Source organism: Paenibacillus terrae HPL-003, from assembly GCF_000235585.1.
Taxonomy (GTDB): Bacteria; Bacillota; Bacilli; order Paenibacillales; family Paenibacillaceae; genus Paenibacillus; species Paenibacillus terrae_B.
In genome coordinates this window covers 3,522,109-3,534,996 of record NC_016641.1, presented here as the reverse complement: position 1 = coordinate 3,534,996, position 12,888 = coordinate 3,522,109, and the positions used below count along the sequence as shown (strand labels likewise).

Annotated in this window: 9 protein-coding genes and 1 pseudogene; 1 reads left to right on the top strand and 9 read right to left on the bottom strand. The window is 49.4% G+C overall.

Annotated features, from left to right (window positions below; all coding sequences use genetic code 11):
* Positions 1-272: 272 nt before the first annotated feature.
* Positions 273-2,889, bottom strand: a pseudogene (gene ppsA, locus HPL003_RS16130) (phosphoenolpyruvate synthase).
* A 319-nt stretch (positions 2,890-3,208) separates the two neighbouring features.
* Here ppsA and HPL003_RS29840 point away from each other — a divergent pair.
* Complete coding sequence (locus HPL003_RS29840) at positions 3,209-3,409, top strand: DUF4183 domain-containing protein (protein WP_337998880.1); 201 nt, start codon at positions 3,209-3,211, stop codon at positions 3,407-3,409.
* Positions 3,410-3,646: 237 nt separating this feature from the next.
* Here the strand turns inward: HPL003_RS29840 and narI are convergent, their stop codons facing one another.
* Genes narI through HPL003_RS16090 form a run of 8 tightly spaced genes read right to left on the bottom strand, consistent with a single transcriptional unit; the run spans position 3,647 to position 12,848 of the window.
* Positions 3,647-4,345 carry a respiratory nitrate reductase subunit gamma gene (gene narI, locus HPL003_RS16125; RefSeq protein WP_014280755.1) on the bottom strand — a complete coding sequence of 233 codons (699 nt, stop codon included), beginning with the start codon at positions 4,343-4,345 and terminating at the stop codon, positions 3,647-3,649.
* Positions 4,346-4,347: 2 nt separating this feature from the next.
* Positions 4,348-5,016, bottom strand: coding sequence for a nitrate reductase molybdenum cofactor assembly chaperone (gene narJ / locus HPL003_RS16120; protein WP_043922414.1), 669 nt, complete (start codon positions 5,014-5,016; stop codon positions 4,348-4,350).
* Entirely contained in the window at positions 5,003-6,517 is a 1,515-nt protein-coding gene (gene narH / locus HPL003_RS16115; RefSeq protein ID WP_014280753.1) for a nitrate reductase subunit beta, read from the bottom strand. The genes narJ and narH overlap by 14 nt, the downstream gene beginning before the upstream one ends.
* Positions 6,507-10,193, bottom strand: a complete 3,687-nt coding sequence (locus HPL003_RS16110) for a nitrate reductase subunit alpha (RefSeq protein WP_014280752.1) — start codon at positions 10,191-10,193, stop codon at positions 6,507-6,509. Before HPL003_RS16110 ends, narH begins: the two co-directional genes overlap by 11 nt.
* Entirely contained in the window at positions 10,186-10,467 is a 282-nt protein-coding gene (locus HPL003_RS16105; protein WP_014280751.1) for a hypothetical protein, read from the bottom strand. Before HPL003_RS16105 ends, HPL003_RS16110 begins: the two co-directional genes overlap by 8 nt.
* A 53-nt stretch (positions 10,468-10,520) precedes the next feature.
* Positions 10,521-10,847, bottom strand: a complete 327-nt coding sequence (locus tag HPL003_RS16100; protein ID WP_014280750.1) for a hypothetical protein — start codon at positions 10,845-10,847, stop codon at positions 10,521-10,523.
* Positions 10,837-11,277 carry a hemerythrin domain-containing protein gene (locus tag HPL003_RS16095; protein WP_014280749.1) on the bottom strand — a complete coding sequence of 147 codons (441 nt, stop codon included), beginning with the start codon at positions 11,275-11,277 and terminating at the stop codon, positions 10,837-10,839. Before HPL003_RS16095 ends, HPL003_RS16100 begins: the two co-directional genes overlap by 11 nt.
* Positions 11,277-12,848, bottom strand: coding sequence for a nitrate/nitrite transporter (locus HPL003_RS16090; RefSeq protein WP_014280748.1), 1,572 nt, complete (start codon positions 12,846-12,848; stop codon positions 11,277-11,279). Before HPL003_RS16090 ends, HPL003_RS16095 begins: the two co-directional genes overlap by 1 nt.
* Positions 12,849-12,888: the final 40 nt, after the last annotated feature.

Here is a 12,888-nt window from a genome sequence, read left to right as displayed (position 1 = left end):
CGATTATAGCCTATCAACACTTGCTAGAATATGGCATTTCGGTGTCGGAATATGTCGTTTTATGTGAGGAAACTCACTGTTTTTTTATTGCTTCTTCCATACTACAAGTTGACAATAGGTAAGACTCGCCCTCGGTTTTATATCGTGTACATAAGCAAAGCTGTTACCACTTGCAAATACATGGATAAAAATGTAAGAACCCTCCACGTCTGGAGAGTTCTTTTTATGAGTGATAAATTATGACAGAGGTTCTTACTTGACGTATTCAGCCATTACAATATTTCAATATACCCTTCTGTTCCATGCACGCGAATTCGTTGCCCGTCTTTTATCAGATTGGTAGCATTTTCCACCCCGACAACTGCTGGTAATCCATATTCACGTGCGATAACTGCTCCATGGGTCATCAGTCCACCAACTTCGGTGACTAGGCCTTTTATGGATACAAATAATGGTGTCCAGCTAGGGTCAGTAAAGGAGGTGACTAATATATCTCCATCTTCTAGATCAGCATCTTCCATGTTTAAGATGACACGTGCTCGTCCCTCTATAACTCCAGAAGAAACAGCTAGACCTACAATAGCTTCGGCTGGGAGATTTTCTCGTTTGTACTTACCTGCAATGATTTCACCATCAGACGTGATTACTCGTGGTGGAGTTAGTTTTTCATATAATTTGTACTCGTCTTTTCGTTTGCTGATGATCTGGTAATCCAGTTTATTTGTGCGTGCGACTTCGTGAAGTTCTTCAAAAGTGAGATAGTATATATCTTCTTTATCATGAATAACGCCCGCTTGCGCGAGTTGCTCGGCTTCTTTCAGTAAAGCCTGCTTATAAACAAAGTAGCGATTAACCATGCCGTATTTTGGATATTCCCGATAACCGATGAAATTCCGGATTAGGTCGATCATTTGTTTTGTTTCTTTGGCTTTTTGTTCACCATCCGGTAATTGCTTCAATCGATCTAATAACTCTTGTTCTTTTTTCAAAGCTTCCTGTTGCCCTTGCTCAAATTTCCGATTGCTTTCATTAGGCTCAAAGTTTTTGATGTTACCCAGAATCAACGGGACAAGTGTAATTGGTTTTTCGCTCCAACGAGTTCGAGTAATATCGATTTCTCCGGCACATCGCATGCCGTATTTGTTGAGATAAGCATAGATCGTGTCTTGGGTTTCCTGTCCACCATCAAACTTAAGCAGTTCATCCAAAAAGTTATTATCTTTTACATGTTGTAAATAATCAATTACTTCCGGATAAGGGCGAATCACATCAGCGACATCCAATAGCGCCAGACCCATTTCCGAGGTAATATTGTTGGGCACAGATTGAGAAAGCGTGTCTGCTGCGTTTTTTTCACCTAGCCACTCGTTCATTTTTTCATTGATCCATGAGGAAGCATTCATGGCAGCCATAAACACAGCCGAACTTTGTGGGTCAAATAAGATCTTCTTTAGTTGCTGAATATCTTCCAGGATAAAATCAAACAAATCCGATCCCGATTTCGTTTGGATGTTTTGTTTTAACTCTTCTATCGATGTTTGACTACGCTTAATCAAATCAGAAACGATTGCCGGATCGTTTTCGAATTGGGCCCTAGAATCCGTAGACGACACACTCTTATTGCTTTTACCGGAACTCTGTTCTTGCTTATCATTTGGTATCGACTTAATGAAATCTCGTCGCTCTATTATGGTCATAAGTGCGTCTTTCATGAGTGGATCGTGTTGTCCCATGCCATCTAATAACATTTTTCTGCTGTCAGGTGAAGCCAGCATATGTGTGACATCAACAAACAACCTTCCACCAGCTTTACGCATGGGTGCATTAGTCGTTAACAGGAAAAAAGACAATCCCAGTGGTTTCATGGGATCGGTCATCATTTGTTGATGACCGACAGAGATATAGACGTGATTTTCTTGATCGCTCGCTTCAGGGATGGGGTATAAAGTTGTGATTGGACGACTCTGGACAATATAAAATGTATCATCAACCAAACACCATTCGATATCTTGTGGGCAACCAAAATAAGCTTCGATCTGTCTTCCGATGCGTGCCAATTGTAAAATTTGTTGTTCAGTAAGTGTTTGCGTCTTTTGCTGGTCGGGATCGAGCTGCCGGGTCTCTGTTCCGCCTTCTTTCCGTCCATAGATAGCCAGTTTTTTGGTTGCTATCCTCTTATCGACGATTTCCCCTTCCTGTACTTGATAACAATCGGCAGATACCAAGCCGGAGACCAGTGCTTCTCCAAGTCCAAAACTGGCATCGATGGATAGCAGCTTTCGGTTAGAAGTAATGGGATCGGCGGTGAATAAAATCCCTGAAGCCTGCGGGAAAACCATCCTTTGAACGATCACGGATAAATAAACTTGGCTGTGGTCGAATCCAGTTTGCATGCGGTAGATTACCGCGCGTTCCGTAAACAGGGAAGCCCAACATTTGCTAATATGCTGCAAGATGGCATCGACGCCGATGATATTTAAATAGGTGTCTTGTTGACCAGCAAAAGAGGCATGTGGTAAATCTTCAGCAGTTGCGCTAGAACGCACGGCATAAGCATGTTCCTCGCCAAACTGGGAGAGATAGTGAGTAACTGTTTTCACAACATCGGAAGGAATTTCTACTTCCATAATGATTTGTCGAATCTTCCTGCTGATTTCACCAATTTGTTCTCGATCTTCTACTTTTAGCATTGTTAGTCGGTCCAACAAAGCATGATACGTTTCGTTTTGTTCAATGGCTTTTTGATATCCCACTGTTGTAACACAAAATCCTTCTGGTACTTGTATTCCTTGAATTTTTGATAATTCCCCTAAATTCAAACCCTTTTCCTCCAACGAGCAAAAGCTGCGTTTTTTCCATTTCCTGAAAACCGAGAACCAAAGAACTCATTCAATATCTCTCCTAACCATTAAATTGAGAAAAAACATTTGACAAGAGTTTACTGGCATGGTACAATTAAATTGTAAGATGCAATAACTTTGCTCATGAAACTTATAAAAGTCGTAATCTGATTATATCAATGTGTCTGTTTATGTGCAATATAAAGAACCTGGTAAAACTGTCCAGGTTCTTTTTTGATTTCCCGCTATCATTAGTCACATCAAAAAACTTTGTTCAAGCCGACTCCGTCACTGCATAGTCACCCATGTGTTTGCGAGTGGTATCAGCTACGCTGGTATTACCCCAACAAGTGCAAAAGCATTGAATTGTGGTGCTTGGAAATATTTCAGGGGGAGTGACCACCATCCCGGTACAAAGTTTTACGAATGATAGTGGTATTTCAGTCGCGGTAAACGGGCTTACCGTTCCCACCAGTAGCGGCTACTATAATGTATTTGTAAATGGGACGTTGCAGCGAGGCGGATTAACAACGCTTTCCACTACTAATCTAATCAAAATACTAGCTTGATTGTCGGCACAACGGTAGTCATTGAGGTGATCAATTTCAACTCTAGCACCCGTCACAGTGACGACTACTATAAGCGACTGAGCCGACTCATCATAAAATAATCATAAAAAACCGCCAAACACAAGGGTTCTCCCTCGTATTTAGCGGTTTGTTTCTATGATCCAAGTGATTCATCAGAAATTTTAGCCATAGGGAGATCCCCCTTGCACATCACACTGCCAACCAGGATTGGCCCAATCAGGTTCTTTCCCGTCTCCGGTAACTGTTTCTGGAACGGTACTGCTGCGGAGCTCTCGCCGGATAACGTGCGGGAAAGGAAAACATATGGACCAGATGGGTAAACGGAATGGAAGCGAACAGAAGAAACGCCAGGATGATGTGAAGCTGAAATACGAAAGGAACCGTGGCCATCAACCCGTATTGCGGATTGAAGGTGAATAGGTTGCGAAACCAAGGCCCGATGGTCGTACGGTATTCATAGGTCACCACAGTCGTATTATACACGATGGTCATATAGGTTCCGATGGCAGCGATGATCAGGACTAAAATCACTGCAAAATAATCGCCAAAACCCGCATGAGCCCTTACCCGGCGGTTAAGGATTTTGCGCAAGAGCAGAAGAACCAGACCGCTGACGACCATCAGGCCGGCAAAACCGCCCCCCGCGATCGCAAATATATGATAGGTCTCATCGGATATGCCGAAGAAATGATAAACACTGCGCGGGATCAACACACCCATGATATGGCCAACAAACGCGAAAATGATCCCGTAATGGAACACAGTCGAACCGATTCTGAGCCATCTTTTTTCAAAAATCTCCGTGGAAGGCGCCGTCCAGCTGACCTGACGAAAAGCAAACCGATAGAGCAGGCCGAAGATCATCACCGCCAAGGTGAGATAGGGAAACACGACCCACCAAAAGATACCAGTCATCATTATACCTCCATTCCATTGCACGTTTTGTAAATGGGTAAATCCGAATCGCTACGAGCCGTACCATCCATGCCAAACAGGATAGGGTAAGGCAGTTCATCCAGATCGGCGCTCTCCCGCTTGCTCTCCAGCATGCGAATCTCTTCTTCCGAAGGGACCTCGAAAACATCGGTCATCAGAAAGTTCAACAACCCGGAATAGGGGCTGTCTTCAGACAGATGCTTCCGAATCCGCTCTGTGGCTGCAGCCAGCCGGAGTTCAAGCGCGCGCACATGAACATTGTCGGACCTTACCGCCAGCAGCTCGTACAGCAGCGGAATGAAGTCGCACAGTTCCCCGCTCGGCATCATAAAGCCCGCATCCCGGACAATATGCTGAAGCAGAATCAGAGCTGCCCCACGTTCCCGGCTGTCACCCAATTCATGAGCGGTCAGGTAGAGTCCGGTCTTTTCCTTCCAATCGAACGTCCAAACATAAATTTCCTGAAGCTCCTTGAGAGGAACCGAGAAGATAGCTTCCGCCGCCTGGCCAAACCTGCTCGCCAGCTCATTATCCTTCATTTCCTCTTGGACAGCTGCAAGCAGTTCCTCCTTCATTTCCTGAAAATCCTCACAGGGATATCCTAGCAATCTGGCGCAGGCCGCCAGCAAAACGGGCTTATGTTCCATCATCCATGTCCTCCCTTGCGAAAAGATGTGACATGACCGCGCTTGACGGGGTAATGGATTCGATGCTACAGGCCCCCTGCTTGTAATGAAGCTCTTTCGCGCCATCCATTTCCCTCCGGGCGGTTGGAATCACAAACCTTTCGTTATATTTGGCAACAGCGAACAATCGGGTCATCTCTTCAATTTCCTCCACCGTAATTCCCGCCTCCCCCAAAAGCTGGCTGTGCCTGAGATCATCCATGCCGCCAACGGCTCGCTGCCGTCTGTGTACACGCATGGCGGTCATTTTAAGCAACACTCTACGGATGACGGAGGTATCCCCTGCCGTAAGCAGAGATGCCAGATACTCCATTGGAATCCGCATCTGATCGACAGCGGGAATATAGTGATCGGTCTGAAGCTCGTCTTCTTCAATATGGTTCATAATCGGGCTAAGCGGCGGAACGTACCACACCATGGGGAGCGTGCGGTATTCCGGATGAAGTGGCAGAGCAACCTTCCACTTCATGGCAAGCTTATAGATCGGCGAGCGCTGCGCCGCATCGATCCAGGAATCGTTGATCCCGCTTCTTCTCGCCTCCTTGATCACTTCCGGCTCGAAGGGGTCAAGGAACACCGAAAGCTGGGATTCATACAAATCCTGTGGATTCTCCACGGAAGCGGCCGCCTTGGCCCGATCTGCGTCATAAAAGACGACGCCGATATAGCGGATCCGGCCCACACAGGTTTCCGAGCAAATCGTGGCCATGCCCGCTTCTGTCCGCGGGTAGCAGAAATTGCATTTTTCCGCCTTGTGCGTATTCCAGTTGTAGTATACCTTGTGATAGGGGCAACCATTGGTACAGAATCTCCACCCCCGGCAGGCTTCTTGATCCACAAGTACGATGCCGTCCTCCTCCCGCTTGTACAAAGCTCCGGATGGACAGGAAGCCACGCAGGAAGGGTTCAGGCAGTGCTCGCAAATGCGGGGCAGGTACATCATGAACGTCTTCTCATACTCCATGGCGATGTGTTCCTGAAGCTGCTTGACATTCGGGTCCAGCGGTACGATCTCGCTTCCGCCAGCCAGGTCGTCATCCCAGTTCGGGCCCCATTCCGGCTTGTCCATATATTCGCCGGTAATCAGTGATACAGGCCGTGCGACCGGAAGATGCTTTCGCTTGGGGCTATGAATCAAGTTATCGTAATCATAGGTCCACGGCTCGTAGAAGTTGTCCAGGCTGGCCATATTCGGATTGTAAAAAATATTCGCCAGCTTGGTGATCGGGCCCCCCGCCCGGAGTGCCAGCTTTCCGTTGCGCAGAACCCATCCGCCTTTAAATTTCCTCAGGTCTTCCCATTCCCGAGGGTAACCGGGACCCGGCCGGGTTTCCACATTGTTGTACCACATGTATTCCGTTCCGGGCCGATTGGTCCACGTGTTCTTGCAGGTCACCGAACAGGTATGGCAGCCGATGCATTTGTCCAGGTTCATGACCATGGCGACTTGTGCTTTAATCCTCAAGCCAGTCAACCTCCTTCAATGGCCGGATGATTGTCATCGTATCTCTCTGACTTCCCGTCGGCCCGTAATAATTGAACCCGTAGCTCAATTGGGCATATCCTCCGATCATATGTGTCGGCTTCATCGTAATTCGGGTCACACTGTTATGGGTACCGCCGCGCTGCTTGGTGATAGAGGTGCCCGGCACGCCAAGCGTACGATCCTGGGCATGGTACATATAAGCGATTCCCTCTGGAATCCGGTAAGTCAGCACCGCTCTTGCTGCAATGACTCCATTCCGATTGTATACCTCAATCCAATCATTGTCCTTGATCCCGATCGAGGCCCCGTCTTTTTCGTTCAGCCAGACGACCTGCCATCCGCGGAACAGCGTCGACATTTGATTGGTGTCGGTAAACATCGTATGAATTCCCCATTTTTGGTGCGGGGTCAAATAACGGATCGTCATCGTTTTCCCTTTCGCTGGCACTCCTTTCTCTCCCTTAAAAAAAGGAATGTGCTCCAGCGGCGGCAAATAGAGCGGCAGCCCTTCACCGAAATCCAAAATCATCTCATGGTCCAGATAGAAGCTTTGTCTGCCCGTTAAAGTACGCCATGGAATGCTGTACTCCGTATTTAAAGTGAAAGGCGAGTATCTCCGATTGTCCTTCTCCAAGCCGCTCCAGACCGGAGTTGAGATCGTATGCCGGGGCTGAGCAGTAATATCCAGAAGCGTGAAGGCCTCTTCTTCCCGCGGTTTTGAGATGTCCTCCAGCTTTTTGCCGGTTTTGGCCTCTAGCGAACGCCAGCCTTCCACGGCCCGTTCTCCGTTCGTGGCGCCGGACATCAGCAGAATCGCTTCGATCACCTGTTTATCCCGGAACAGATCCGGCTGTCCTTTGCCGATCCCCTCATGTTTCGATGCCCCCAGCCGCTCCATGAGCTGGCCGTACACCTTGTCGCCGGGAATTTTAATCCCCTTTGTTCCATAGCCCTTTTTAATGTTCGGTCCGATGGTAATCATTTTTCCATACACGTTCGGATAGTCACGCTTCACCAATAAAAAATGGGGCATCGTTTTGCCGGGCACTGCCTCCGTCTCCCCCTTGCGCCAATCGCGGATTTTTCCGTGAACCTGGGCGATTTCATCCGGACTGTCATGTCCGAGCGGTGTCATGAGAACATCCTCGCAGGCTGGCAAATGTTTCTCCGCCAATTGGGAGAACGCTTTGGCGATTTCCCGAAAAGCGTCCCAATCGCTTTTGCTTTGCCAAGGCGGTTCAACAGCCGCATTAAACGGATGGACAAACGGATGCATATCGGTCGTGCTTAAATCGTATTTTTCGTACCAGGTCGCTGCTGGCAGCACGATATCCGAAAATAGCCCTGAACTCGTCATTCTAAAATCCATGCTGATGAACAAATCGGTTTTGCCTTCCGGCGGAACATCATCCGTCTTCACCGTCTCCGGCCGCCATGAATGGCTCGGGTCCGTCAGCACCTGATTGTCCGCGCCGATCAAATGCTTGGCAAAGTATTCATGCCCTTTACCGCTATCACCAAGCAGATTGGACCGCCAGTTGAAGAAGACACGCGGGAAATTGTTCGGATCATTGGGGTGCTCCACCGCAAAATCCAGTTCTCCCTCTTTAACCATTCTCGCAATTTCCTGTACGGCCTCCTGGTCGTCCAAAAACCCTTTTTCCCGAACCTGCCTGGCCACATCGATGGAATTCTGATTGAATTGCGGGAATGAAGGCAGCCACCCGAGCCTTACAGCCAACGCATTGACATCCGCAGGATGCATATGGTTAAACCGCCCGCCCCAGGATGGTTTCTGCTCCTCATTGGCCTTGGCCTCATAGCGGAATTGCTCCGTCGCGAAGTAGAAGAAGGAGGTTCCGTTTTGTAACCGGGGAGGCTTGATCCAGTCTCCCGCAAATGCGATTTGCTGCCACCCCTCCACCGGCCTTACCTTTTCCTGACCCACATAATGGGCCCATCCGCCGCCGTTTACCCCCTGGGAGCCTGTGAGCAGCACCAGATTCAGAATGGACCGGTAGATTTGATCGCTGTGGTACCAGTGATTCGTTCCTCCACCCATAGCGATCATCGATTTTCCGCCCGTCTTGGCCGCATTTTCGGCAAACTCCCTCGCTACCTGAATGCAATGGGATTTCTTAACGCCGGTAATCGCCTCCTGCCAAGCCGGAGTGTAGGGCTTCAGATCGTTATAATCGGCCGGATAATCGCCTGGCAGTTGCTGTCTGGGTACGCCCACATGAGCCATCATAAGGTCGTAAACCGTCACGACTTTGAGCGTCCTGCCTTCCGCACTCGGCAAATGCTTTACCGGAACCCCGCGCCGGACCGTCCCTCCTTCTGCTTCTGCAAAATAAGGAAAGTCAACGAGAGCCACTTCATCCGCTTCATCAATAAATGACAGCAGAGGTTCCACTGCGGTCCCGTCGGGATTTTCGAGGTCCAGGTTCCATCTGCTCCCCTGATCCCAACGGAAGCCCTGACTACCATTGGGAACCATCGGCGCTCCAGATGCCGCGTCCCAGACTACCGTTTTCCATTCGGCCAACTCCTGGGCATCACCCAAATCGGAGGCCCGGAGGAAGCGGCCCGAACGAAGCGCATCGGCATGTTCCTCCAGAATCACGAGGAAAGGCAGGTCGGTAAATTTTTTCACGTAATCCGTAAAATAAGGGACTTGCTGATCCACGTAGAATTCTTTGAGAATGACGTGGGTCATGGCCATGGCAAGCGCGGCATCGGTCCCGACTTTAGCCGGCAGCCAAATGTCCGCAAACTTTTCATATTCGGCATAATCGGGACTGACCCCGACCACCTTGGTGCCGTTATAACGGGCTTCCACCATGAAATGCGCATCCGGAGACCGGGTTTGTGGAATGTTGGTCCCCCAGATAATAAAATACTTGGTGTTATACCAGTCGCCGCTTTCCGGCACATCTGTTTGTTCTCCCCAAACCTGCGGCGAGGCAGGAGGAAGGTCTGCATACCAATCATAAAAACTGAGGATGGTCCCGCCAATCAGCGACAGGAAGCGTGTCCCTGCCGAATAACTCACCATGGACATGGCTGGAATCGGGCTAAAGCCGACGACACGATCCGGACCGTATTGCTGAATGGTATGGATAATAGAGCTGGCAATCATCTGACAGACATCATCCCAATCCGCCCGGACGAAGCCGCCTTTCCCTCTGGCCTTGACATATCTGTCGCGCTTTTTGGGATCACTGACGATGTTTTTCCAGGCCATGACCGGGTCCTCCACAACTGCCAGCTCCTCACGCCACATGTCGTACAAATCGCCGCGGATATAGGGATACTTCACCCGGATCGGGCTATAGGTATACCAGGAAAAGCTTGCCCCGCGCGGGCAGCCCCGGGGTTCATACTCGGGGAAGTCGACTCCCGTGGTCGGATAGTCCGTTTTTTGTGTTTCCCAGGTGATAATGCCGTCCTTGACGTAAACATTCCAGCTGCAGGAACCGGTACAGTTTACGCCATGTGTCGACCGAACGACCTTGTCATGCTGCCAGCGACCGCGATATAGGCTCTCCCAATCCCGGGATCTGGGGCTCTCCTCGGTCCATCCTTCGTTAATGGCCTCTCCGCGTTGCAAGTATTTCAACGCTTCAAGCAGCTTGTTTTTATGTTCAGCCATTGTTCAGATACTCCTTTCCCTGCTGGTTTACCGGGTTAAACCTTTCCCCCGTCAGTTTAAAGCTGTCTTGTCCCGACTGGAGCTCTTCCATAAACACTTCCCAATCCGCTGCGTTGCAAGCCGCGATAATCAGGCGCTGAAGCTCGTTCAGATCCTGCAGCCGGCAGATTTGTTCTTGCACAGGCTGCGGCGCTCCGCCAAATCTCATCTCAAGCAAGGCAAGCAAATCCTTCCGATCATCCCGGACAAACTGTTCCGTTTCCACCTGATTCATCTGGTTCGCCTTCTTTCGTAGTCACTTTTCTACACTCATTCTGCCGACCCTTGTCAGGATTTCATCATTTTAAAATATTCGGCAATCATCAAGTTCTTAATCTTCTCCGCCGACTGTTTAAAAAAGGTCAAGACCTCCTCGTCGTCACCTTCCACCAATGCCCATGAGAATTTCCTGCTGGTGACCTGCCCCAATTCCTCGCCAAATCGGAGGTAGACGGTGATACCGTGATCATCGGCCCGACCACCCGCCTTTACATCATAAGGATGAAGGTGGAGCCGCTCGAGCTCTTGTACCAGTAGCCGATACAGCCTCGGCTCCACGGATTGAAGCGGTTTGTCGGGAAGCATCGCCGCCAGTGTATAGGTCTCATTTTTCATGAAGCAGTCCCTCCACTTCTTTTTCCAGCATGTTCATTTCATCCCGGTTATGCAGTTCATCAACGACAATCAAAGCTTGAAAACGGGCAAGAAGCTCGCCTCCCACCTTACCTTGCGCCAGCAGTTCCTTAATCTCAGCGACAATTTCCCGCATTAATTGATGATCGCGAGTCAGGGAAATAATGACGTTCTTCAACTCCGGCTTGATGCCGACAGCCTCCACATATAATCCTTCCTCTTCGCTGGCCGCGTGCTGAAGCGTACGCCCCTCCCAATGCTCCACCGTGATGTAGGCGATTTCCTCCGCCTTGTCCAATTCGCCTTTTTTTATACTTCTGTCCAATAGCTCGGTAAGCTCTCTCGCTTCGCCTAAGGCCGCCTCATGAATCATCGAATGACTGTCCACATGTCTTAGTGCGGGTCCTGACATTACTCCCTCGCCTCCTTTCTTGTTGCTTTTTTTAAGAATTGATTTTCCGCCAGCCTGTCGCCTTCACCTTCCCCGATTACGGAGTCAGCCTGCGAAAGGTCGCTGAATATAGCCACATAATGAGTGACATTCTGCTCGTTCGTAATTGCCGTTACGGAGAGCCACTCCCGAAAAACCTCCCCGCTTGCCTTGCGGTTGACGATCTCTCCCTGCCATTTTCCAGTCGTCAACAAAGTGTCCCAAAAGGCATTATAGAAAGAGCGATCATGGAATCCGGAGCTGAGTATATTGGGAGTTTTGCCGATCACCGCTTCTTTCGGATAGCCGGTGACCTCGGTGAAGGCGGCGTTTACGGTATGGATCACGCCCTTGGCATCAGTCACCATCACGGCATCGGCTGTTGACTTGATAATATCCGACGCAAACTCCAGCTTGTTGTTGAAAAATACCCATAGAACAAGTATCAGGCTGGCCAGCGAAGCCTCGGACAAGGCCATAAAGCCGATTGCATAGTGGCCTGTCCACCCAAACAACAGGGTAAGCAGCAGTGGAGGAAAAAAACCGCCCAGACCGCCCGCAGCAGAGACGATCCCGCTGGCGATGCCCCCCTGCTTGGAAAAGTAAAGCGGGACCAGTTTGAACACCGCGCCATTCCCGATACCAGCACACACGGCGACCATCAAACAGCCCAACGTAAAAAGAGGCATGGTCAATCCGAAAGAGAGCAAAACTCCTGACAGGGTTAGCCCGGAAAACACAAACATAAGAACTACAAAGGGGTTAGACTTGTCCGACAGTATCCCGCCTACTGGACGGAGAAGAGTAGCCAGGGCGATAAAACCCGCCGTCCTGAGTCCGGCATCCACCTTGCTTAATTCAAAATAGCTGGCCAGAAAACCGGGAAGATAGATTGTAAAAGCTACGAAGGAACCGAAGGTGATGAAGTAAAAAATGCTGAAAAACCACAGCTTTTCGTTGCGATAAACCTGCTTGAGCTGATCCTTCCAGGAGCCTCGTACTCGTTCTTCGTGCTTATCGCCCAAAAACAGATTCAGCAGAGCAAAAAGGACGAGCAGAATCAAAAAAAGCTGAAGGGCTCTTGACCAGCCAATCGCATCAGCCACCCATGGTGCGCCAAAGGTAGAGATGGCCGTACCCAGGTTCCCGATCCCGTATATCCCGTTGATGGTGCCCTGCTTTTCTTTGGGATAATATTTGGGCAGTGAAGTCACCCCGACCGAGAACGTAGCTCCGCCTATCCCAAGAAAGAAGCCCCCGATCGCCAAATCCAGAAAAGTATTAGCCTGGCTCAAGTAGTAGACAGGAGCGAGCAGTATAAAGAAACTGACCGTATTCATCAGCCTTGCCCCGAAGCGGTTGGTCAGAATCCCCGCCGGAATTCGCAGCAAAGAGCCCAAGATTACCGGGATCGCGGTGGACCACGCTCTTTGTCCAGGCGTCAGCAGAATATCCTGACTTATGTAAGAAATCAGGGAAGAGATCAAGACCCAGGCCATAAAGGAAACAACCAGACTTAAGGTTTGTAATGGCAGCTGAATTTTTTTAACCATTTATAGCTCCCCTTTGGAGATTATTCTCGTCACAAACATA

Excerpts from the sequence above, each read along its gene's own strand:
- narJ (WP_043922414.1), bottom strand. The coding sequence starts at position 5,016 with ATGATGGAACATAAGCCCGTTTTGCTGGCGGCCTGCGCCAGATTGCTA.
- HPL003_RS16110 (WP_014280752.1), bottom strand. The coding sequence starts at position 10,193 with ATGGCTGAACATAAAAACAAGCTGCTTGAAGCGTTGAAATACTTGCAA.
- HPL003_RS16105 (WP_014280751.1), bottom strand. The coding sequence starts at position 10,467 with ATGAATCAGGTGGAAACGGAACAGTTTGTCCGGGATGATCGGAAGGAT.
- HPL003_RS16100 (WP_014280750.1), bottom strand. The coding sequence starts at position 10,847 with ATGAAAAATGAGACCTATACACTGGCGGCGATGCTTCCCGACAAACCG.
- narI (WP_014280755.1), bottom strand. The coding sequence starts at position 4,345 with ATGACTGGTATCTTTTGGTGGGTCGTGTTTCCCTATCTCACCTTGGCG.
- HPL003_RS16095 (WP_014280749.1), bottom strand. The coding sequence starts at position 11,277 with ATGTCAGGACCCGCACTAAGACATGTGGACAGTCATTCGATGATTCAT.
- HPL003_RS16090 (WP_014280748.1), bottom strand. The coding sequence starts at position 12,848 with ATGGTTAAAAAAATTCAGCTGCCATTACAAACCTTAAGTCTGGTTGTT.